A 21,993-nucleotide genomic window follows, 5' to 3' on the forward strand; every position below is an offset into this window, starting at 1 on the left:
TGTTTTGGCCAGCCGGCAGCCGCCGGCGGAACGCGCCTTTGCGCGCGCTGAGAGGGATTTGCATCATGACCAGCTTCAATCTTTCCGAATGGGCGCTGCGCCACCGCAGCTTCATCGTCTATCTGATGATCGCTGCCGCACTTGCCGGGCTTTACGCCTATCGTGGCCTCGGCCGCGAGGAGGACCCCCCCTTCACCATCAAGACCATGGTGGTGAAGACGATATGGCCGGGCGCCAGCACCAGCGACACGGTGGAGCAGATCACCGACCGCATCGAGAAGAAGCTCGAGGAGCTGCCCGACCTCGACTACGTCAAGAGCTACACCAAGCCCGGCGAATCCGTCGTCTTCGTCAACTTGAAGGACACGGTGGCGGGCGACCAGGTGCAGCCGCTCTGGTACCAGGTGCGCAAGAAGCTCGACGACATCAAGCCGACGCTGCCCTCAGGCGTGCAGGGCCCGTTCTTCAATGACGAGTTCGGCGATACCTATTCGCTGATCTACGCGCTCACCTCCGACAGCCTCAGCCATCGCGAGCTGAAGGACCTCGCCACCAGCCTGCGCGCCCGGCTGCTCACGGTGAAGGATGTCGCCAAGGTCGATCTCATCGGCCAGCAGGACGAGAAGATCTATCTCGAATTCTCGACGCAGAAAGTGGCGGCACTCGGCCTCGATGTCGGCACGCTGTCGCAGGCACTGCAGGCGCAGAACGCGCTGACGCCGAGCGGCACGGTCGAGGCCGGCCCCGAGCGCATCGCCATCCGCGTCTCCGGCAGCTTCACCTCCGAGGAGAGCCTCAAGGCGATCAACTTCTACGCCAACGGCCATTACTTCCGGCTGGGCGACGTCGCCGAGGTCAAGCGCGCCTATTCCGACCCGCCGCAGCCGATGCTCCGCTTCAACGGCAAGCCTGCCGTCGGCGTCGCCATCTCGATGACCGCGGGCGGCGACGCGCTGGCGCTGGGCGAGAACGTCAAGGAGAAGATGCACGAGATGGAAGCCGAGCTGCCGCTCGGTGCCGAGCTTGGCATGGTCGCCGACCAGTCGCATGTCGTCGAGGAATCCGTCGGCGAGTTCACCAAGAGCCTCGGCGAAGCGATCGCCATCGTGCTCGCCGTGTCGCTGCTGGCGCTCGGCTGGCGCCCCGGCGTCGTGGTGGCGGTCGCCATTCCGCTGGTGCTGGCGATCACCTTCGTCACCATGGAGTATTTCGGGATCTCGCTGCAGCGCATCTCGCTCGGCGCGCTGATCATCGCGCTTGGCCTCCTGGTCGACGATGCCATGATCGCGGTGGAGATGATGATCGCGCGCATGGAGGAGGGCCACGACAAGATCTCGGCCGCCACCTATGCCTACACCTCCACCGCCTTCCCGATGCTTACCGGCACGGTGGTGACGATCGCCGGGTTCGTGCCGGTGGGCTTCGCCAAGAGCGGCGCCGGCGAATACTGCTTCTCGCTGTTCGCGGTCGTGGCCATCGCGCTCGTCGTCTCCTGGGTGGTCGCGGTACTGTTCACGCCGCTTACCGGCGTCTTTCTAATGCCCGATCGCATCAAGGGGCATGGCAGCCATCAGCCGTCGCGCATTGCCCGCGGCTTCCAGACGCTGCTCGATATGGCGATGCGGGCGAAGTGGCTGGTGCTGTCGGCGACGGCGGGGCTGTTCGCGCTCTCGGTCGTCGCCATGGGCTTCGTCGGCCAGGAGTTCTTCCCGAAGTCCGACCGGCCGGAGGTCATGCTCGATCTCACCTTGCCGCGCACCGCCTCGATCAAGTCGACGGATGCCGTGGTCGAGCGCGTCGAGAAGCTCCTCGCCGCCGATCCCGACATCGACCATTGGAGTTTCTATGTCGGCCAGGGCGCGGTGCGCTTCTACCTGCCGCTCGACGCGCAGCTCGCCAACGACTTCTTCGCCCAGGCCGTGGTGGTGACCAAGGGCCACGCCGTGCGCCAGGCCGTCATCGACCGGCTGGAAAAGGAGCTGTCGACCGGCTTCGACGACGTGATGGCCCGCGTCACGCCGCTAGAGCTTGGCCCGCCGGTCGGCTGGCCGCTGAAGTTCCGCGTCAGCGGTCCGGACCCGGACAAGACGCGCAGCCTGGCGCAGCAGTTCGCGCAGGTGCTGGGCAGCGACGCCGCCGTGCGCAACATCAACTACGACTGGAACGAGCCGGCCAAGGTGATCAAGGTCGATGTCGACCAGGACCGGGCACGCGCCCTGGGCATCTCCTCGCAGCAGCTGTCGGAGACTATCAACGCGGTGCTGTCGGGCTCCAAGATCACCCAGATGCGCGACGACACCTACCTCGTCGACATCGTCGCCCGCGCCGTGGAACAGGAACGCGCCAGCATCGACACGCTGCGCGGCCTGACGATCAGCGCCTCGGGCGGACGCCGCGTGCCGCTCGAGCAGGTGGCGAAGCTGTCCTACCAGACCGAGCCGCCGCTGATCTGGCGCCGTGGTCGCCTGCCGACCGTGACCGTCCAGGCCGACGTCGCGCCGGGCAGCGATGCCACAGCGGTGACGCGCAAACTGGAGAAGGCGATCACCGCCTTCAAAGCGGAGCTGCCGGCCCGCTACAGCGTCGAACAGGGCGGCGTGATCGAGGACAGCGCCAAGGCGCAGGCCAGCATCTTCGTGGTCTTCCCGCTGATGCTGTTCATCATGGCGACGGTGCTGATGATCCAGCTGATGAGCTTCCAGCGCCTGGTGCTGGTGCTGCTCACCGCCCCGCTGGCGCTGATCGGCGTCGCCGGCGCGCTGCTCATCTCCGGCGCGCCGATGGGCTTCGTCGCCATACTCGGCGTGATGTCGCTGATCGGCATGGTGATCCGCAACTCGGTGATCCTGATCACGCAGATCGACCAGCACATCGCCGACGGCGAGGAACCATGGGCTGCCGTGATCAGCGCCACTACGCACCGGCTGCGGCCGATCTTGCTCACTGCGGCGGCCGCCATCCTCGGCATGATCCCGATCGCGCCGACCGTGTTCTGGGGGCCGATGGCCTACGCGGTGATGGGCGGCCTGATGGTGGCGACGGTGCTGACGCTGGTGTTCCTGCCGACGCTTTACGTCACCTGGTTCGGCATCAAGGCGCCGGCCGAAACGACAGCAGCAGCGGATCCCGCCGTGGCGGTCGCCGAGCCGCAAGCCATCGCCGCCTGAGGCGGCCACGCATTCCGACAAGCCACGGCGGAATGCCGCCGTGGCAGCCAAACACGTAACCGAAGGGAAACGACCATGACACCGTTCTTTGGAAACCTGCTCATCCGCGTCAACGCCGGCTTCCTGATCCTGGCATCGGCCGGCGGGCTCGCCACCGACATTGCCGGCTCGTTCTTCGGACGCGGCGCCGAAGCCATACTGCTCGCCGACGCGCCCGGCACCGGCATCGGCTTCATCGAGGCGCACGGACTGGCCCTGATCATCGGGGTCACGCTCTCGCGCATCGCCTATTCGCGGACCTGGCATGCCTTCCTGGCTGCCGTCCACATGCTGCTCGGAACGGCAAACCTTTTGTTCTGGCAGTTCTTCATCGCCGCCGACGTGCTCGTCGTCGGCTACGTCACAACCGCGGCGCACTTTGTGTTCGTGGTTGCTCACCTAGCGGCGCTGGCGGGTACCGCCCGGCAAGCCGCGACCTCCCACTGACCTTCGATCAACATCAGGAGAAACGAAAATGCCTATGAAATCTTTCAGGAAAATGCGCTCGGCGGCGGCCCTGCTGGCAGTCGCTCTCGCCGCTGTCGAGATCGTCGGCAGCGCCGTTCCGGCCCTGTCGCTGGTCAGCGCGGCCGAGGCCCGCATCGGCGCGCCCTGGACGCCGCGCAGCGCCGCCGGTGTCGCTCGCCGCACCGCGACATGGCGGGTGCTCAGGCACACCACGGCCTGGGTCGCCACGCTGCCGGCAGGCTGCGTCCGCACCAAGGTCAACGGCTTCGACGTCTGGCGCTGCGGCGGCACCTACTACCGGGCCTATCAGGGCCGTTACATCGTGGTCGTCGTCGATTGAGGCGGCTCGGGCGCAGCCTTCCGCGCGTCGCGCTGAAACGGAATCAGGCGACGCGCCTTAACTCTTTGTCTTTGATGCAAGTCTTTATCCCAGAACCGCTGCACACTTCTGGGTGGCATGCATCAGCCGAGGGCAAGTCTGACGCCCTCGGCGAGATGCTCGGCATCGGCCCGGTTCTCGAACGGCACCCCACGCAGCGCATAGTCGAGCGGCGAGAAGGGATCGCCGTCCTCGATGAGGGCGATCTGCCGCCGCGCCTTCTCCATATCGCCCATCTGGGCATAGCAGGCGGCTAGTCTTGTCCGGATCCAGGGCGCGGGGCGCGTCGCGATCTCCAGCGCCTCCGCCGCCTGGCGGTATTCCCCCATCATGTAGAGCGCCAGCGCCCGGTCGAACTGGTACCAATGCGGGTGCAAGGGATCGATACGGATGCCGCGCGCCAGCCAGGTCAGCGCGTCGAGCGGCCGGCCGCGCATGGTTAGCAGCATGCCCATCTGCTCGATGCTGTCGGCATCGTAAGGGTTGAGCTGCAATGCGATGCGCATGTGATGCTCGGCCGCCTCGTGGTCGCGCATATAGAGGCGGATCAGCGACTGCACGCGATGGCCGGTCGGCTGGTCCGGCGACAATGCCAGGCCCTTGTCGGCAAGGTCGCGGGCATTTTGCAGCACTGCATCGCTGGCGCGGCCGAATTCCCCATCCAACGCCCGCGCCAGAGCGAGGTAGGTGTAGGCCAGCCCGTAGTTCGGATCCTTGGCGATGGCCGCCTCGAACAAGGCCTCGGCGCCGCGCTGGTCGGTCTGGGCCGGATCGCGCAACAGCGCGAAGCCGCGCAGCAGAAGCTCGTAGGCGGCAAGGCTGGTCACCGGCTTGCGCGCGGCATGCTCCAGCCCGGCATTGGTCACCCGCGTGACCAGCCGGCTGACGATCTGCTCGACGATCTCGCGCTCGATCGCGAACAGGCCCTCGCCATGCGACTGGTAGCGATCGCCCCAGAGCTGGCTTGCGGTGGCGATGTCGACCAGGCTGACGGCCACCACGACATGCTCGCCCTGCCGGCGCAGCGACCCCTCGACCAGATAGTCGGCACCGATGCGGGCGCGGATCTGCGGCCACTCGGCGCGGCCGAAGGAAGCGAAGGAAAAGCTCGAATTGCGCGCAAGCACCGTGACCGTGCCGAACCGCGCCACGCCGTTGATAAGGTCCTCGGCAAAGCCGTCGACCATCGCCTCGTCGGCCGGATCGCCGCTCTCGTTGCGGAAGCGCACCACCGCCACTATCGGCTGGCTGCTGATCTCGGGCGCGGCTTCGGCTTCGGCGGCAAGCATATAGCCGCGCTTGGAGACGGTGCGCACCATGTCCTCGCCAAGCACCTTGCGGATTTCGCGCACCGACTGGGTGAGCGAATCCTCGGTGACGTAGACGCCCGGCCAGACGACATCCATCAGCTCCGACTTCGGCACGACGCGCCCCATGTTGCGGGCGAGATGCGAAAGCAGCGCATAGGCTTTCGGGCGCAGGAACAGGGGCTCGTTGACGCCGCGCAGCGTGCCCATGGCGAGGTCGAGCGTGAACCCGCCAAACCGGAAGACCTGATCGGCCGTCGCCGTCGTCATCAGGACACCCCTTCCCGCCTATCGCGCGCAACGCCAAGTCGATCCCACTGAAACCGGCATGCGCATCGTCATTATTGCCCAGTGCGCAATTTCGATCAAACTGGCTGTCGGTGCGGTGCTTAGTCTCGGCCCCGCCAAAATGCGAGGAGCCTATGAACCCGACCGAGAAGGCGCTGTGGTTCGTCGAAAGCCACCTGCCGGATGCTATCTCGCTCGACGATGTCGCGCAAAGCAGCGGCGTGTCGCGCTTCCATGTGACGCGCGCTTTCGGCGCCGCCACGGGGCGCTCGGTGATGGGCTACATGCGCGCACGCCGGCTGAGCGAGGCGGCGCGCAAGCTTGCCGGCGGCGCGCCCGATATCCTTTCGGTAGCGCTCGATGCCGGCTACGGCTCGCATGAGGCCTTCACCCGCGCCTTCCGCGACCTGTTCGGCACCACGCCGGAACTGGTGCGCGCGCAAGGCTCGACCGACACCCTAGACCTCGTGGAGCCGATCCTGATGGACCAGTCGTTTCTCAGCAATCTCGAACCGCCGCGCTTCGAGACCAGCCGCCCCTTCCTCATCGCCGGGCTCGGCGAACGCTACAGCTGCGAGACCAGCGCCGGCATTCCGATGCTGTGGCAGCGTTTCGGACCCTATATCGGCAACATCCCCGGCGAGACCGGCGATGTCGCCTACGGCGTCTGCGTCAATGGCGACGATGCCGGCAATTTCGACTACATCGCAGGCGTCGAAGTGTCGGATTTCTCCGACCTGCCCAAGGAGTTTTTCCGGGTGCGCGTGCCGGCGCAGAAATATGCCGTGTTTGCCCACCGCGAGCACATCTCGACCATCCGCCGCACGGTCAACACGATCTGGAACAAATGGCTGCCGGCCTCCGGCCACGAGGTCGCCGATGCGCCGGAATTCGAGCGCTATGGCCCGGAATTCGATCCGCGCAGCGGCAATGGCGGGCTGGAGATCTGGGTGCCGGTGAAGGGCTGAGACGCTCTTCCTTCTCCCCTTGTGGGCCTGTTGCATAATTGGCTGGTTGTGATTCTCTGAGTTGGAACTCGGAGGGAATCGCGATGGCGGTGAAGCGGACGGGTCAGTTGAGCCTGGCGGAAGCATTTCTGGGCCAGAAGCTTGCTGGTGGATCCTCGCCGCTCGATCGGCTGTCCGGTCTGGTGAAGTGGTATCGCTTCGAGAAGTTGCTCAACCCGCTACGCGATGGCGGCCCGGGACGTGCGGCTTGGCCGCCATTGGTGCTGTTCAAAGCACTGCTGCTGCAATCGCTCTATGGGCTATCGGATCGCGAACTCGAGGAAGCGCTGGGCGACCGGCTGTCGTTCCGGCGCTTCGTCGGGCTTGGCCTTGAGGAGAGCATTCCCGATCACTCAGTGCTGTCGCGCTTCCGCAACCTGCTTGTCGGCGAAGGGCTGATGGAAAGGCTGTTTGGCGAACTGGACCGGCAGTTGGAGAAGGTCGGCGTAATCCTGAAGCGCGGCACGATGCTGGATGCGACGCTGATCGATGCGGTCTCGGCGCCGCCGACAGCCGAGCGGCCCTCGAAGGATGCTGATGCCCGTCCCGTGCGGCGGGGCAAGGGCGGCTTTACCTTCGGCTACAAGGCCCATGTTGGGGTCGACGAGGGCTCTGGTCTGATCCGCACGGTGATCACCACGCCGGCCAACGTCAACGACACGGTAATGGCCGATCACTTGATCCGAGGCGACGAGAAGACGGTGTGGGCGGATGCCGCCTATGACACGCATGCCCGGCGTGCTCGGCTCAAGGCCGAGGGCAGGAAGCCGCGCATTGCCCGCCGCCCCAATAAGCACCATTCGCTGCCCGAGCGGCTCAAGCGCTACAATCGCCTGATCGCACGACGGCGGGCGGCGGTGGAGACGACCTTCGCCACGCTCAAGAACCGCATGAAACTGACCACAATCCGCTATGTCGGATTGGCCAAGGCCGCAGCCCAGGTGACACTTGCCGCGATCGCTTTCAACATGCGCCGATGGGCGGCAATCACAGGATAGGTGCGCCTAGCATCCAGCCTAAGGCCGCCCGCCACCATCAAACTCCACCCCAAAAGCCAAAAATGAGCGAGACCTCACGGGCCAAACCGCCTCGCGGGTCTGTTCGCGCTAACTGCGCAACAGGCCCCTTGTGGGAGAAGGTGTCGCCGAAGGCGACGGATGAGGGGTGTTCCAGCGGAGTGAGACGCTGGCGTTCCCTGGAACACCCCTCATCCGTCTCGGCGCTGCGCGCCGATCCACCTTCTCCCACAAGGGGAGAAGGAAAAGGCTAAAGCTCCAAATCCCAGGTCTGGCCGACCAGATCCTTGCCGAAGGAATGGTGACGCTCTTCCTCAACCAGTTTGAAGCCCGCGGCCTGGTAGATGCGGCGTGCCGAACCCAGTATGTCGTTGGTCCACAGCGTCAGCGTCTTATAGCCCTTGGCGCGGGCAAAGGCGATGCACTCATCGACCAAGCGCTTGCCAATGCCAAGGCCGCGCGCCGAGGGCTCGACATAGAGCAGCCTCAGCTTCGCCACCTTGGGCGACTTGCGCACGACGAAGACCGAGCCGACCACTTCGCCTTCCCGTTCGGCGATCCAGCTGCGCTCCCATTGCGGGACGAAGTTCTTGACGAACTCGCCGAGGATTTCGGCGACCAGCGCCTCGTAGGTTTCGTCCCAGCCATATTCCTCGGCATAGAGCATGCCCTGGCGCCGCGTGACCCAACCGATGTCGCCGACCTGCAGCGGCCGCAGGATGTAGGGCACCTTGGGCTCGGGTTTGTCGCCGAGCAGATCCTGAACGGTGCGCATGGCCTTGACCAGCCGTTCCTGGTCAGCCGGCGCCAGACGATCGAGCAGCGCGCGCACCTGGTCGTGCGAATCCTGGTTGAGCGGCGCGAAGGCGTCCCTGCCCGCAGGCGTCAGCGCAATCGGCGAGCGCCGTGCATCGGCCTCGGAAGCGGCGCGCTCGACCAGGCCACGCTCCTCGAACTTCTTCAACAGCCGGCTGACATAGCCGGGGTCAAGGCCGAGGTCGCGGACGAGGTCGCTGGCGACGAGCCCGTCGCGATGGGCAAGCTCGTAAAGCACCCGCGCTTCGGTCAGCGAAAAGGTGCTCTTCAGCCAGCCTTCATCGAGCACGCCGATCTGGCGGGTGTAGAAGCGGTTGAAGGCGCGCACCGCATCGATGCGCTCCTTGCCGGGGTGATCGTGGATGGTCATGGGAATTCCTCCTGTTCCAGACAGGATCAATCATTTAGTTGACTGAGTCAATAAACTGGTTGCGGCGAACCTTTGTAAGCTGGCGGGACAGCGCCCCCCTCTGTCCTGCCGGACATCTCCCCCACTTGGGGGGAGATCGGACATCACGCCGACCTTCGCCAATCTTCAACGTTACAGGAAGGCGAAGCGCCGAAGCCGCTGATCTCCCCCCTTGTGGGGGAGATGTCCGGCAGGACAGAGGGGGGCGCGAAGGAATGCGACCGAACGCGTTTTTGGGCAGACGAATTCACCCCATCGGCAGCGCCGGCCAGAACTCCATGATCCGTCCCGCTGAGAACACCGCGATCGAGCCAAAATGCTGTAGCACCGCCTCGCTCTGCGTCGGCCGCAGGAAGGCGTAGTCGCCGGGCTTCACCTCCGTTCCGGCAGGAAGGCCCATGAACTGCTGGTTGGACGACAGCCCGATCAGACCGTTCGGCTTCATGCCTTCGGGAAACACCGGCTCGGCCATCCACTTGCCGCCATAGAGATAGCAGCCCTTGCGGGGAAAAAGGCCGAGCGCCTGCAGCGTCCCGGAAACCGCGGCCGGGCCAGGCAGCACCGGATCGATCGCCTTCAGGATCGGCGTCGCGATGAAGGCCGCCGGGTGGAAGCCATGGAGGCCAGGCGTGTCGAAATCCTTGGGCAGCACGAAGGCCGAGCCGATCGAGATTTCGTTCGCCGCCGCGCCGCCGTGCAGCAGCGCCGTCTTCGAGCCCCCGATGTTGAGGATGCGCCGCTGGTCCGCACCAAGAACAGCTACGAATTCCGCGGCCTTGGCCGAGGCCTGCTTCAGCGCTTTTTCAGCGCCACCGAACAGTCCGGGAATCTCCGGCGCATGCGCCTCATAGGCCATGATGCCTTCGCAGCGCAGGCGCTTCGGTATCGTCAGCGCCTTGATCTCGGCCGGATTGACGAAGCCGCCGCGATGCAGGCCGACATCGACCTCGAAGGCGAAGCGCAGTTCGGTGCCGAGTTCGGCGGCGAGCGCGCTATATTCGGCCAGCCGTTCGGCCGTGTCGATCAGCCAGCAGACGCGGGACCAGCCGGCGCCTCCCTTGGTGAGCGCGCCTCTCGCCGCGCCGACCGGCATCGGCTTGCCGTAGAGCAGATCCGCCTCGGGAAAGGCGTCGAGCACGGCCTGCGTCATCGGCGGATGGAAGGTCATGAAACGGCTGGAGCCGAGTGCGCCGGCAATATGCTGGAGCAGCGGCATGGAGGCGAGCGACTTGTCGACCAGCCGCACGGCGAGGCCCGGCGCCAGTCTTTCCTTCACCAGCGCGATGTTGCGGTCGAGCCGGTCGCGGTCGAGCACGAGCGCGGGCTGGAAGATGCCGGCTTGCCTCAGCGCCTTCGACAACTCGGCGAAATAGGCGCTCATTGGCGGATGCCAAAAGGACCGGGCTCGATGCCGAACAGGCCGGCCATGTAGGGCGACACGAAGCGGTTCTCGGGATCGATGTCGCGGCGCACGGCCATCGCATCGTCCCAGCGCGGATAAAGCTTCTTGAAATCCGCCGCCTTCAGGCTGTGCATCTTCCCCCAATGCGGCCGGCCGCCATACTTGCGGAAGATCGGCTCGGCCGCGCGCATGAAAGGCAGCGGATCGCTCGCCGCATCGTGGTGGATGGCGATCGAGCAGGTCAGCCTCTTGTGGAAGGGCGAGAGCCAGAACTCGTCCGGCGCCACGGAGCGCACCTCCATCGGGAAATAGACTTCCGGAAAGTGCTTTTCGGTCAGCGCGATGATCTCGGTCAGCGCCTTCGGACCTTCCTCGTAAGGCAGGTGGTATTCCATCTCGTTGAACCTGGTCTGCCGATCGCTGACATAGACGTTGAGCCAGTCCTGCACATAGTCCTCCGCCGGCACTTTCTTGACCGCGCCCTTGATCAGCGCGCGGCGCAACGACGGCAGCCGGCGCAGCGCTGTGCGCAGCTTGCGCAAGGTCGCCAGGCCCGCCTCGTCGTCCTCGGTCGGTCGCGGCGTCGGCTGCGCATCGCTCAGGTCGCTGGCGATGAACTGCGCATAGCCGGAAAACGGAATGTAGTAGAACTCGGCCGAACGGTGCGCGGCCATCATCGTCTCGAAGTCGCGCAGCATGTCGCCGATCGGCAGCGCCCATTTGCGACGGCGCAGCCGATAGGTCGCGATGTTGTTCATCGTCACTTCGGTGAGCACGCCGAATGCGCCGAGCGCAACGCCGGTGGCGCGGATCATGTCCTGGTCGCGCGCCCTGTCGTATTCGCGCAGTTTTCCTTGCCCGTCGACGAACTGAACCGTCTCGAGCTGCGTGTGATAGGCACCGAGCGCCGGGCCGGAGCCATGCGTGGCGGTGCCCAGCGCCCCGCCGATCGCCTGGCGGTCGATGTCACCCATGTTGGGCAGGCCCTGGCCGATGCCTTCCAGGATGTGCATCAGGGCGCCGAGCCGCGTACCTGCCCTCACCTTTGCCCGATTGGTTGCGGCGTCGTGCGAGACCAGCCCTTCGATCTTCTCCAGCGAGACGATGGTGCCGTCCGACTGCACCAGCGGCGTGAAGGAATGGCCGGCGCCGGCGACGCGCAGCGGACCGGGCGCCGAGCGCACCAGATCGGCCAGATCGTCGGCGTCTGCGGGCGTCGCGATGAGCTTCGGCGCGGCCTTCACCAAGCCCGACCAGTTGCTCCAGAAGTTCGTCATCGCTCTCGCTTCCATCAGGATGTTAGGCGTCGCCGCGCGACCAGCATGAAGACGCCGAGCAGCGCCACGCTGGCCAGCGCGCTCCCTGCGGCGAATTCCGGCACCGGACGGAAGTTTTCGCCGTCGATCAGCAGGGAGGCCGCGATCGGGCCGATGGCGAGACCGAAGAGCTGGGCTGCCGGCACCAGCAATACCGCGTTTCGCGTCTCGTCGGCGGTTATCGCCAGCCGGATCTGGTAGGGCACGATGAAGAGCAGGATGAAGCCCATCACCAGCGCCACCGTCCAGAAGATCGAGAGTCCAGGGCCGGAAGCAAGCAATAACGAACACAAGACCGCGATCGTGCCTATGACGGTTATGGCGAGGCGATAGTCGATGCGCGCCTCGAAGGCAGTCGCGGTCATTGCGCCGACCACCTGCGCGGCCAGGCTTGCCGATACCATCAGGCCGACGGTGCTGCCGTCGATGCCGAATTGCGCCCCGAGCGGTTCGAGAAACGCCCAGACCGCGCCGAAGAAGATGGAGTAGCAGAAGATCGAGAGCAGCGCGGTGATCGCCGGCGCAGTCAGCACATTGGACAAATGCTCCTCCTTCGGCAGATCGGCATAGTCGTCCGGCACCGTCCAGGCGACGGCCAGCGACAGGAGGCAGACGACGCCCAGCACGACGAAGCCGCCGGCGGAGCCGGCGACAGGCACGGCATAGAGCGCAAGCAGCAGCGCCAGCGCGCATTGCGCCAGGGTTTGCAGCGTGACGAAATAGCCGCCGATGCGCTCGGCCCGGCGCGAGCGGGCAATCAGCTCGGTGGCGACGGCGACAAGCCCGCCCTCGGCAAGGCCTGCGAGGATGCGCGCGCCGATCAGCGCATTGGGGCTTTCGGAAAAAGCCGTCCAAAAATTGGCGAGCGCGAGCACGACCAAAAGCACAGCGCTTTTCCAGCGCATGTTGCGCGCCGGCAAGAGCATCGCCACGATGGCCGAACCGATGGCGATCGCGATCATCTCGGCGGTGGCGACCAGCGCCAGCTGGTCGCCGGTGACGTGGCCCTCGTTATAGAGCGCGCCGAGCAGCACCGGCTGCAGGCCAAGGATGAGCACGCCAACCGATCCAATCCACAGCGCCGAGACAAGCTGCAGGCCGGTCGGGTTGCCGACCAGCCAGTCGCCCTCTTCCGCACGTCCGGCATCGGTGACAGTCACGAGACGCTCCTCCCTTGCAGCCCGATCAAAAAACTGACAAGTTGTCAGCATTTTTCACGAAACTGATACTTGATCATGTTTTTTGTCAACCGCAAATTCGCACGTGTGTGAAAGATTTGGCGCATGACGGAAGCAAGGCGAACAGCGACGGAACCGCGGCGCAGGCCTAAACAGGAGCGCAGCCGCGAGCGTATCGATGCGATTCTCGCCACGACCATGCGGCTGATCGGCGAAAAGGGCATCGACGCGGTGACGATGAAGGAAGTCGGCGCGCTGGCCGGCGGCCCGATCGCCACCGTCTATCACTACTTTCCCTCGAAGTCGGCGATCCTGGCGATGCTCTACGAGCGCTTTTCCGAGGAAAGCCGTGCCCGCTTCGGCGCGATCATGGCCGACATCCGTGGGCTGAACGACGTGACCGCGGCCGCCGACCGTCTGCTCGACGACTATTATGCCCGCGTCGCCGCAGACCCGGCGATCCAGGATCTGCAGAACGCGATCCAGGCCGACAAGGCCCTGCAGCATCTCGACATCGCCGAGACCAGGCACCAGGCCAAGATGTTCTGCGACCATGTCGACCGGCTGATCGAGCCCGAGAATCGCGAGGCGTTCGGGCGTGTCGTGTTCTTGATCTTCCAGCTTGCCGGCGGCGTCGTGCGGCTGGCGCTGACGCAAGACGAGGCGGAGGGACGGCGCACGATCGAGGATTATCGGTCGATCATCCACGCTCAGTTGAGGCTGTTTTTGTAGCTTGCGGATCTGTGACGATCGGAGACTTCAACGGCGGCCATGTCCGCGACGACGCCGACATCAACCGCGTCGTTGCCGGGAGCTCGGCCGCGCCGGCGTCGCCGACGACATCGGCCCGATGATCGCCTCGCTGCTGTCCGACGACAACCGCTGGGTCGACGCGCAGCGCATCGAGGTGTCGGGCGGCATGAATATCTAGGTGACCTGATGGATCAGTCCTTCGAAGCCGTCGGCGAGATTGGCATTGCCGGCGGCGATGAAGGCGGACAGGTTGCGGGCACGGCCGGGCGTCTTGTTGGCATCGAGCAGCACCGCCCTGCCCTCATGCATGACGAAATCGAACTTGCCGTAGTCGAAGCCGAGCTCGCGCCTTAGCGCGCGAAGCTCGTCCGGCACCGACACCGCTTCGCGGCGGATTGTGTCGTCGCCCTTGACGAGTGGCTGCGGCGAGACATGGCGGGTGCAGCGCTCGCGCTCGCCGCAGAACAGCCAGAAGCGGGCACCGAAGCCGTCCGGCTCCGGCTCGGGAATGAACTTCTCGACGACCAGATCCTGGCGTCCGAAGACCTCGATCGGAACGTCGGCGAGCGAGGCATGGATCTCGTAGCTGTCGAAAGGTTCGACGCCGGGAAACGGCTCCGGCCTGCCGGCCCGCCGCGCGCGGTTGTTCAGTTGCTGTTCCGGCGTTCCCCAATGGTTGAGGCTGCTCTTGACGATGACCGGCCCGTGCCAGTGATCGTCTCGGCCGATTGCTGCGCCACTGATGCGGCGTTTCGAAATGTCGGCGGCGCCGAGGTTGAGGCAGAAGGGAAAGCGGCGCGCATAGTCGACATAATCGAGCGGCGTCACGGTGGCGTCGAGATGCAGCACCGCGATATCGGCGGCGGGCTTCGCTGACGTGCCGCGCAGGATCCGGACCGAATGGCCGCGGCGCTTCAGCTCCTCCAGCAGGTCGAAGAGCATATACGGGCTATCACGGCGCAGCAGCAGCCCGCGCCGGCTCTGAAAGCGGTCATATTCGTGCGTGATGACCGCGATGCGTGCCATGCGCCCCCCTTGGCTTCTCGAGCGCCCTCGATTATTCGATCGGATACAACGCGCTAACCAGCCAGGGTTTGCATGACAGAACACTGGAATGCAATTCGCAAACACTGGCAGTTGCTCGGCTCGCCGCTGCGGCCGCCGGCTCAGGTGGTCGAGGCCTATGAACGCGAGCTCGAGCTTTCGCAATCGCACGTCGTTATGCTCGGGGTGACACCGGAACTCGCCGGGCTTGGCGCCACAATGACGGCGGTCGACGAGTCCGCCGACATGATTGCCGGCATCTGGCCGGGCGACACCGATACGCGCCAGGCGGTGCGAGGCGACTGGTTCGAGCTGCCGTTTCCCGGGGCAAGCATCGATGCGCTTATCGGCGATGGATGTCTCTCGGTCATCGGCGGCACCGAAGCAAGACGAGCGCTTTTTTCGGCGGTCGGGCGCGTGCTCAAAGCCGACGGCCGCGCCGGCATCAGGCTTTACGCCTCTCCCGGAACACCGGACGACGCGAAGGATGTCCGCGCCCTGGCGCTGAGCGGCGGCGTCTCGACCTTCCACGAGCTCAAATGGCGCGTGGCCATGACCGCAACCGGCGACGCGCCCGACCACATCATACCGGTGAGCAGAATCCTCGAACAATTCGAAGCGCTGTTCCCCGACCGCGCGGAGCTTTCGGCGCGCACGGGTTGGGAGCTGCCTGTCATCGGCACGATCGATGTCTACCGGAACTCCCCGGCCATCTACAGCTTTGCGCCGGTGAACGCGCTTGCCGAGGAGGCCGAGGCGTATTTCGGCGATGTCGGCATTGCCTCGACCGGCACATATGGGCTCGCCGAGCGCTGCCCGCTGCTGGTGCTGCGGTCGCCGAGACGCCGGGAATGACGGGCAAGATTGCGCATCCGTGCCTCGCAACAGCCGGCGCATTCCTCTGCGGGGTTCCGCGCGAGAAAAATTTCGCGCCGCCACCCCCTCCCGCGCGCCTTGACTCTCGCAACCCAGCAGCCTATCTCAGCGCCACGTTAGCACTCGCCTTAGGTGAGTGCTAACTCATATCCGGCATTGCCGGATGGAGGAACAGTTCTCACCGTTCTCATTCGAGGAAGACAAGATGGCAAAGTCCAAGTTCCGCCCGCTTCATGACCGCGTGGTCGTTCGCCGGGTCGAATCCGAATCCAAGACCGCCGGCGGGATCATCATCCCGGATACGGCGAAGGAGAAGCCGCAGGAAGGCGAGATCATCGCCGTCGGTTCCGGCGCCCGCGACGAAAGCGGCAAGCTCGTTCCGCTGGACGTCAAGGCCGGCGACCGCGTCCTGTTCGGCAAGTGGTCGGGCACTGAAGTCAAGCTCAATGGCGAAGACCTTCTGATCATGAAGGAATCCGACATCATGGGCATCATCGGCTGAAATTCGGCCTCTCCATCAACTGAGTTTTCGGGCTCTTCCCGAGCCCCTGTCAGGAGCTAACCATGGCTGCAAAAGACGTAAAATTCTCCCGCGACGCCCGTGAGCGCATGCTGCGCGGTGTCAACATCCTCGCCGACGCGGTGAAGGTCACGCTCGGCCCCAAGGGCCGCAACGTCGTCATCGACAAGTCGTTCGGCGCCCCGCGCATCACCAAGGACGGCGTCACCGTCGCCAAGGAGATCGAGCTTGAGGACAAGTTCGAGAACATGGGCGCCCAGATGGTCCGCGAAGTCGCTTCGAAGACCAACGACATCGCCGGCGACGGCACGACCACCGCGACCGTTCTCGCCCAGGCGATCGTGCAGGAAGGCAACAAGGCCGTTGCCGCTGGCATGAACCCGATGGACCTCAAGCGCGGCATCGACCTCGCCGTCAGCGAAGTCGTCACCGCCCTCGGCAAGGCTGCCAAGAAGATCAAGACTTCGGAAGAAGTCGCTCAGGTCGGCACGATCTCGGCCAATGGCGACGAGTCGGTCGGCAAGATGATCGCGGAAGCGATGCAGAAGGTCGGCAACGAAGGCGTCATCACCGTCGAGGAAGCGAAGACCGCCGAGACCGAGCTGGAAGTCGTCGAAGGCATGCAGTTCGACCGCGGCTACCTGTCGCCCTACTTCGTCACCAACGCCGACAAGATGGTCGCCGATCTGGAAGACGCCTACATCCTGCTGCACGAGAAGAAGCTCTCCAACCTGCAGGCCATGCTGCCGGTCCTGGAAGCCGTCGTTCAGACCTCGAAGCCGCTGCTCATCATCTCGGAAGACGTCGAAGGCGAGGCTCTGGCCACGCTGGTCGTCAACAAGCTGCGCGGCGGCCTGAAGATCGCCGCCGTCAAGGCGCCGGGCTTCGGTGACCGCCGCAAGGCCATGCTGGAAGACATCGCCATCCTCACCGGTGGCCAGGTCATCTCGGAAGACCTCGGCATCAAGCTCGAGAATGTCGGCCTCAACATGCTCGGCCGCGCCAAGAAGGTGTCGATCTCCAAGGAGAACACCACCATCGTCGACGGCGCCGGCAAGAAGGCCGAGATCCAGGGCCGCGTCGCCCAGATCAAGCAGCAGATCGAGGAGACCACCTCGGACTACGACAAGGAGAAGCTGCAGGAACGTCTGGCGAAGCTCGCCGGCGGCGTTGCCGTGATCCGCGTCGGCGGTGCGACCGAAGTGGAAGTCAAGGAAAAGAAGGACCGCGTTGACGACGCTCTGAACGCGACCCGCGCGGCTGTGGAAGAAGGCATCGTCGCCGGCGGTGGCGTTGCGCTGCTGCGCGCTTCGGCCAATGTCAAGGCCACCGGCGTCAACTCCGACCAGGCTGCCGGCATCAACATCGTTCGTCGCGCGCTGCAGTCTCCGGCTCGCCAGATCGCTGCCAACGCTGGTGCGGAAGCTTCGATCGTCGCTGGCAAGATCCTCGAGAACAAGGGCGCTACCTTCGGCTTCAACGCCCAGACCGGCGAGTATGGCGACATGATCGCCATGGGCATCGTCGACCCGGTCAAGGTCGTGCGCACCGCTCTCCAGGACGCGGCCTCGGTCGCCGGCCTGCTCGTCACCACCGAAGCCATGATCGCCGAGGCTCCGAAGAAGGAAGCCGCCGGCGGTATGCCGGGCGGCATGCCTGGCGGCGGCATGGGTGGCATGGGCGGCATGGACTTCTAAGAAGTCCATAAAGCACGCCCATCAACTAACATTGCTCAAGCCCGCAAGCGGGCTTGAGTGGCGGCATGGACTTCTAAGAAGTCCTGTCCCATCGCGAATAAGAAAGGGCGGCAGAAATGCCGCCCTTTTTCGTTAGGCTCGTTTGATTTTGCACTCGGTGACCTTCGCCACGCAGTCGACTCACGCGCCCGCATCGTCGAGGCCACGAGTTATGTGAAGGAATAGGGCCTGGCGCGAAGAACCGCGCTCAGGCCCAGCCCGGCATCCCCCCGCCAAGGTTTGGATTCCGGGCAACTCGCCTTACCGCGTCGCTTTAGCGCGCGACCCTGTTGAGCTTCACGAAAGTCCTGGGGCTGCGCTGGATCGTCTGGAAGATCACGCAGTAGCGGTCGGTGAGCTCCATCAATTGCGTCAGCCGGTTCTGCGGAGCGTCCGTGTCGATGTCGAAGCGCAAGCGGATCTCCTCGAAGCCGACCGGTACGCCTTCGGTGACGCCCAGCGTGCCGCGAAGGTCGACGTCGCCCTCGGCGGAGATTTCCGCCGACTTGATCGGAATCTCGAGCACGGCGGCTGCCGCCCGCATCGAGACGCCGGCGCAGGCGATCAGCGCCTCCAGCAGCATGTCGCCGGAGCAAAGCTCCTGCCCGCTGCCGCCGGCCTTCGGATGGACGCCGGCCAGCGCAAGGCCGCGCCCGGTCTCGACCTTGCAGGTCACGTGTGAGTCGTCGGCGCTACCCTTGGCCTTCAGCGTAAGAAGCGCCGCCCGGGCATCCCTGCGATATAGATCCTTGATCGGCTCCTGCGTGGCGCGAAATGTCGCGATGTCCATGCATGTTCTCCTGTCGTTGAATATGATTCCTGGAAATCGTGGGTCATCGCCTTGGAACTACTCAGGCACGCTCACGCCGGAGCCGCCCAGCTCGGCAGGAAAATCCTTCAGCTTCGGCAATCCGTCCTTCATCGGCAGGACCGTCTCGGCGTAGTTGACGTGGACCCCCGGCGCGAATTCCAGCGTCGGTATCGTGGCCGCGTAGACGTCGACCAGGCCGAGCGGCGGATGATCGGTCATCAGATGGCCGCCGCATTTGGTGCAGAACCGGCGATCGCTCATCGCCGACTTCTCGAAGCCGGACAGGAATTCCGCGCCCCTGGTGACCTTGACGTTTTCCGGCTTCCACAGCGTGAAGGCGTTCACGGGAGAGGCCGACCACGACCGACAGGAACTGCAGTGGCAGTAGCCCATGGCTTCGGCCGATCCGTGGACTTCGATTTCCACGGCGCCGCAAAAACACCCGCCCTTATGTACCGTCATGACTTCCATCCTTCCTTGAGTTCGACTGCGCTCGAGCGCCCGACCAAGGACGCAGCTCAGCACCAGTGCGGGTTTAAGGCTTCCGGCAACGAACGGAATGACGCGGCGTCCGCCTCACTTGACAGCGCGTCCGGAACTCGAATGGGATGTCGCGCCGGGTTGCCGCGCAACCTACTAATGGCCGGGGATGGGATGGCCGGGGACGCTCTGTCTGACCTGTTGAAAACGGTGCGCCTCACCGGCGCGACGTTCTTCGACATCGCGGCGCAGGACCCATGGGCGGTCTGCTCGCCCTCGCCTTCCTCGATACTGCCGCGGATACTGCCGGGGGCGGATCATCTGATTTCCTACCACGTGCTGACGGAGGGCCGTTGCTTCGCCCGCATCATCGGCAAGGAGGCGATCCCCGTGGAAGCCGGCGAGGTCGTGGTCTTCACCAACAGCGACCCGCATATCATGTCGAGCACGCCCGACCTCGGGGCCGATCCGCCGACGGCAGATGTCCTCGAAATCGCCGCCGCCAGCCAGACGCCGTTCCCGATCAATTACGTCAAGGACGGAGCGATGTCGGCGCGGCTGGTCTGCGGCTATCTCGCCTGCGATGCCCTGCCCTTCAATCCGCTGCTCGAAGCGCTGCCGCCGTTCATCAAGGCGGGAGACGTGAAGGGCGATAGCGGCTGGCTCGGCCAGTTCATCAAGCTGGCGGTGTCGGAGGTCGCGGAAAAGCGGGCGGGCAGCGAGACGGTGCTCACCAAGCTCAGCGAACTGATGTTCGTCGACGTGCTGCGCCGCTACGTGGAATCGCTGCCGCCGCAGCACACCGGCTGGCTGACGGGCCTGCGCGATCCGCATCTGAGCAAGGCGCTGGCGCTGATCCATGATCGGCCCGCGCACAATTGGACATTGGAGGCGCTGGCCAAGGAATCCGCGCTGTCGCGCACGGTTCTCGCCGAGCGCTTCACCAGGCTCGTCGGCATGCCGCCGATGCACTATCTCGCCAAATGGCGCATGCAGATCGCCTCGGAATTGCTCAGCGCCGGCAACAGCAATGTCGCCAGCATCGCAGCCGAGATCGGCTACGAATCCGAGGCGGCATTCAGCCGTGCCTTCAAGAAGATGATCGGAGTCCCGCCCTCGGCCTGGCGTCTGGGTGTTCGGCCTGCGCCCAGTTCCGGAAGCGGCGAGGCTTCCGAAACCAAAGGCACGGATTGAGCTAACGATCCGCCAGCGCCAGCTTGGCGCCGAGCATGACGAAGGCGGCGGCGAAGCTGCGGCGCATCCAGGTCAGCACCCTTGGCCGCGACACGATATGGCTGCGGACCGAGGCGGCAAATACGCCGTAGACGGCAAAGACGACGAACGTCATCAGCATGAAGACGCCGGAGAGCTCCAGCATCTTGGCAAAAGCGTGCGGCTCGGTGGTGCTGACGAATTGCGGCAGGAAGGCAAAGAAGAAGATCGACAGTTTCGGGTTGAGGATGTTGACCAGGACGCCGGAGGTGATGACCTTGCCAGTCGAGCGCGGCGCGACGTTCTCGTCGATGCTCAAGCCGCCCCGCTCCTTCAGCGTGTTCCAGGCCATGTAGAGCAGGTATGCGACGCCGAGATACTTCAGCGTCTCGAAGGCGACGGCGCTGGTGTGCAGCACCGCGGCGAGGCCGGTGACGGCCGCCGCCATGTGCGGGATGATGCCCAGCGTGCAGGCAAAGGCAGCGATGATCGAGGCGCGCGCGCCACGCGAAAGGCCGGCGCTCAGCGTGTAGAGAACGCCGGTGCCGGGCGATGCGACGATGATCAGCGACGTCAACAGGAATTCAATGCTCACGATTTCCTCCATTATGCCGAGCCCCGAACCATACCCCATGGCTGTGCAGAATGGCAGATTTCCGCCAACGATGTTTCTATTAGGAACTATCTCGTAAGATGGCTTCCCATAGCCAGCAAGCCGATCTCGAAACCTCCATGCACTCATCTGAATGGCTGAAGTTTTGGCGCAAGCGACGCCCGGACGACGTTTCGCCCCACATCATGCTCGCCAATCTCTCGGGCGACGCGAACAAGCGCCTTGTTGCATTGCGATCTGCCATGCGAGCCTTCCCCGGCGTTGCACGCATTGGCGACGGGTCATGGAGATTGGGCCGCGAAACAGAGCTTCCCATTCGCCTGCACGCAATCCGGGCCATCTTCGTGACCTGGAGCGAATTCGTGTTCGTTGGTGTACGCAGCGATGCCCGGCGGGAAGCTTTCGATGCCCTTGCCGTGCCGCTGGCCAAACTCGATGAGGGCCTTCCGGACTTCTACAATCGCAACATCATAAGCAGCGACTATGCGGTCGCATCCTGGCAAGATGCAACTGAAGCTGCCCGGAGGGGAGTTTCGCTGGTCGAGGCAATTGATGCGCTCGCATTTCGGGACCTGCCGTTCGACCAGGGCCGTTCCTACAGGGATTTTCTCGACACACTAAGCATATACGGTCCAACCGGACGCGACGACATGGCCAGGTGGCGGGCGGCGCAACGCGCCGCGATCGGCGCGGATTGTGCTCTCTTGCAGGAGCAAGAGATGACGCAGGCGGAACTTGCGCTGGCGCCACTATGGCCCGATCCTGCCAGTGCCGCGCTGGAGACCAACCTCACGATGAGCCTGAGCGCACACAATATGCGAGACTTGGGGACCCACGTCGAAAAGTGGCTGCGTGAGCGCAAGGACGGCTCCCTGGTCCTCAACATGGGCGTTGAGCAGGCACAGGAGCGTGTCGTTCGGATCGCGAATCTTTCGCCCTCGTTCTGGGGAATCCGCCCCGCCGCCGACACGCTGTACGCATTGGACTATTGCCTTCACGGGGATTTGGGGAACCCAAACTGGGGCAGTGAGACACAACGTCGGCCCTGAGCGGCGAACGGCAGCCCGGAGGGGCGCGAAGGAACGCCAACCTTGCCTGTCTTCTTCGAAAACTATTCAGAGGTATGATTGAAACTCGGCTGAGAAGCCGGCGGGAC

20 protein-coding genes and 1 pseudogene are annotated in these 21,993 nt (G+C 64.7%); 12 read left to right on the plus strand and 9 right to left on the minus strand.

Translation table 11 applies throughout. The features are described 5' to 3' along the window. Positions 1-65: 65 nt before the first annotated feature. The 3 genes from EJ067_RS02350 (at position 66) to EJ067_RS02360 (ending at position 4,014) form a co-directional block, all read left to right on the plus strand. Positions 66-3,167 (plus strand): efflux RND transporter permease subunit, encoded by a 3,102-nt coding sequence (locus EJ067_RS02350; protein WP_281058956.1) that lies wholly within the window; start codon positions 66-68, stop codon positions 3,165-3,167. Positions 3,168-3,242: 75 nt separating this feature from the next. Beyond that, complete coding sequence (locus EJ067_RS02355; RefSeq protein ID WP_126084491.1) at positions 3,243-3,653, plus strand: hypothetical protein; 411 nt, start codon at positions 3,243-3,245, stop codon at positions 3,651-3,653. A gap of 28 nt (positions 3,654-3,681) precedes the next feature. Beyond that, the gene (locus tag EJ067_RS02360; protein WP_126084492.1) at positions 3,682-4,014 is read left to right on the plus strand and encodes a hypothetical protein; all 333 of its coding nucleotides are present in this window, start codon (positions 3,682-3,684) and stop codon (positions 4,012-4,014) included. Positions 4,015-4,136: 122 nt separating this feature from the next. Here the strand turns inward: EJ067_RS02360 and EJ067_RS02365 are convergent, their stop codons facing one another. Beyond that, on the minus strand, positions 4,137-5,630 hold the full coding sequence (locus tag EJ067_RS02365) for a winged helix-turn-helix domain-containing protein (RefSeq protein WP_126084493.1): 1,494 nt from the start codon (positions 5,628-5,630) through the stop codon (positions 4,137-4,139). A 152-nt stretch (positions 5,631-5,782) separates the two neighbouring features. Between EJ067_RS02365 and EJ067_RS02370 the strand changes: the two genes are divergently transcribed. Further along, positions 5,783-6,616, plus strand: coding sequence for an AraC family transcriptional regulator (locus EJ067_RS02370; protein WP_126084494.1), 834 nt, complete (start codon positions 5,783-5,785; stop codon positions 6,614-6,616). A gap of 83 nt (positions 6,617-6,699) precedes the next feature. Next, a complete protein-coding gene (locus EJ067_RS02375; RefSeq protein WP_126084495.1) occupies positions 6,700-7,653 on the plus strand; it encodes an IS5 family transposase in 954 nt (317 codons plus the stop codon). Between the two features lie 268 nt (positions 7,654-7,921). Here the strand turns inward: EJ067_RS02375 and EJ067_RS02385 are convergent, their stop codons facing one another. The 4 genes from EJ067_RS02385 to EJ067_RS02405 all read right to left on the minus strand — a co-directional run bounded on the left by EJ067_RS02385 (position 7,922) and on the right by EJ067_RS02405 (position 12,774). Further along, positions 7,922-8,857 carry a helix-turn-helix domain-containing GNAT family N-acetyltransferase gene (locus tag EJ067_RS02385; protein ID WP_126084497.1) on the minus strand — a complete coding sequence of 312 codons (936 nt, stop codon included), beginning with the start codon at positions 8,855-8,857 and terminating at the stop codon, positions 7,922-7,924. A 286-nt stretch (positions 8,858-9,143) separates the two neighbouring features. Next, the gene (locus EJ067_RS02395; RefSeq protein WP_126084498.1) at positions 9,144-10,277 is read right to left on the minus strand and encodes an alanine racemase; all 1,134 of its coding nucleotides are present in this window, start codon (positions 10,275-10,277) and stop codon (positions 9,144-9,146) included. After that, the gene (locus tag EJ067_RS02400) at positions 10,274-11,575 is read right to left on the minus strand and encodes a D-arabinono-1,4-lactone oxidase (RefSeq protein ID WP_126084499.1); all 1,302 of its coding nucleotides are present in this window, start codon (positions 11,573-11,575) and stop codon (positions 10,274-10,276) included. The genes EJ067_RS02395 and EJ067_RS02400 overlap by 4 nt, the downstream gene beginning before the upstream one ends. Positions 11,576-11,589: 14 nt before the next feature. After that, positions 11,590-12,774 carry an MFS transporter gene (locus EJ067_RS02405; protein ID WP_245468142.1) on the minus strand — a complete coding sequence of 395 codons (1,185 nt, stop codon included), beginning with the start codon at positions 12,772-12,774 and terminating at the stop codon, positions 11,590-11,592. 123 nt (positions 12,775-12,897) lie between these two features. On the opposite strand from EJ067_RS02405, the gene EJ067_RS02410 reads away from it, so the two are divergent. Beyond that, a complete protein-coding gene (locus EJ067_RS02410) occupies positions 12,898-13,524 on the plus strand; it encodes a TetR/AcrR family transcriptional regulator (RefSeq protein WP_126084501.1) in 627 nt (208 codons plus the stop codon). Next, positions 13,521-13,723: pseudogene (locus tag EJ067_RS35045) on the plus strand (3-oxoacyl-ACP reductase); the annotation flags it as partial. The gene EJ067_RS02410 and the pseudogene EJ067_RS35045, both read left to right, overlap by 4 nt. On the opposite strand, the gene EJ067_RS02420 reads toward EJ067_RS35045, so the two are convergent. Continuing rightward, positions 13,720-14,571 (minus strand): hypothetical protein, encoded by an 852-nt coding sequence (locus tag EJ067_RS02420; RefSeq protein WP_126084502.1) that lies wholly within the window; start codon positions 14,569-14,571, stop codon positions 13,720-13,722. The pseudogene EJ067_RS35045 and the gene EJ067_RS02420 sit on opposite strands and share 4 nt — an antisense overlap. A gap of 72 nt (positions 14,572-14,643) precedes the next feature. On the opposite strand from EJ067_RS02420, the gene EJ067_RS02425 reads away from it, so the two are divergent. The 3 genes from EJ067_RS02425 to groL all read left to right on the plus strand — a co-directional run bounded on the left by EJ067_RS02425 (position 14,644) and on the right by groL (position 17,682). Continuing rightward, entirely contained in the window at positions 14,644-15,444 is an 801-nt protein-coding gene (locus EJ067_RS02425) for a class I SAM-dependent methyltransferase (protein ID WP_126084503.1), read from the plus strand. A 226-nt stretch (positions 15,445-15,670) separates the two neighbouring features. Then, positions 15,671-15,967, plus strand: a complete 297-nt coding sequence (gene groES, locus EJ067_RS02430; RefSeq protein WP_040975262.1) for a co-chaperone GroES — start codon at positions 15,671-15,673, stop codon at positions 15,965-15,967. A 62-nt stretch (positions 15,968-16,029) separates the two neighbouring features. Then, positions 16,030-17,682: a chaperonin GroEL gene (gene groL / locus EJ067_RS02435; protein ID WP_112097870.1), complete on the plus strand. Its 1,653-nt coding sequence runs from the start codon at positions 16,030-16,032 to the stop codon at positions 17,680-17,682. Positions 17,683-17,995: 313 nt separating this feature from the next. Here groL and EJ067_RS02440 read toward each other — a convergent pair whose 3' ends face one another. Then, complete coding sequence (locus EJ067_RS02440) at positions 17,996-18,511, minus strand: OsmC family protein (protein WP_126084504.1); 516 nt, start codon at positions 18,509-18,511, stop codon at positions 17,996-17,998. Positions 18,512-18,568: 57 nt separating this feature from the next. Beyond that, a complete protein-coding gene (locus tag EJ067_RS02445) occupies positions 18,569-18,994 on the minus strand; it encodes a GFA family protein (RefSeq protein ID WP_126084505.1) in 426 nt (141 codons plus the stop codon). Between the two features lie 192 nt (positions 18,995-19,186). On the opposite strand from EJ067_RS02445, the gene EJ067_RS02450 reads away from it, so the two are divergent. Continuing rightward, positions 19,187-20,206: an AraC family transcriptional regulator gene (locus EJ067_RS02450; protein WP_189510328.1), complete on the plus strand. Its 1,020-nt coding sequence runs from the start codon at positions 19,187-19,189 to the stop codon at positions 20,204-20,206. A gap of 1 nt (position 20,207) precedes the next feature. Here EJ067_RS02450 and EJ067_RS02455 read toward each other — a convergent pair whose 3' ends face one another. Further along, a complete protein-coding gene (locus EJ067_RS02455) occupies positions 20,208-20,819 on the minus strand; it encodes a LysE family translocator (protein ID WP_126084507.1) in 612 nt (203 codons plus the stop codon). Between the two features lie 98 nt (positions 20,820-20,917). On the opposite strand from EJ067_RS02455, the gene EJ067_RS02460 reads away from it, so the two are divergent. Then, positions 20,918-21,886 carry a hypothetical protein gene (locus EJ067_RS02460; RefSeq protein ID WP_126084508.1) on the plus strand — a complete coding sequence of 323 codons (969 nt, stop codon included), beginning with the start codon at positions 20,918-20,920 and terminating at the stop codon, positions 21,884-21,886. Positions 21,887-21,993: the final 107 nt, after the last annotated feature.

Source organism: Mesorhizobium sp. M1D.F.Ca.ET.043.01.1.1 (genome assembly GCF_003952385.1).
Classification (GTDB): Bacteria; Pseudomonadota; Alphaproteobacteria; order Rhizobiales; family Rhizobiaceae; genus Mesorhizobium.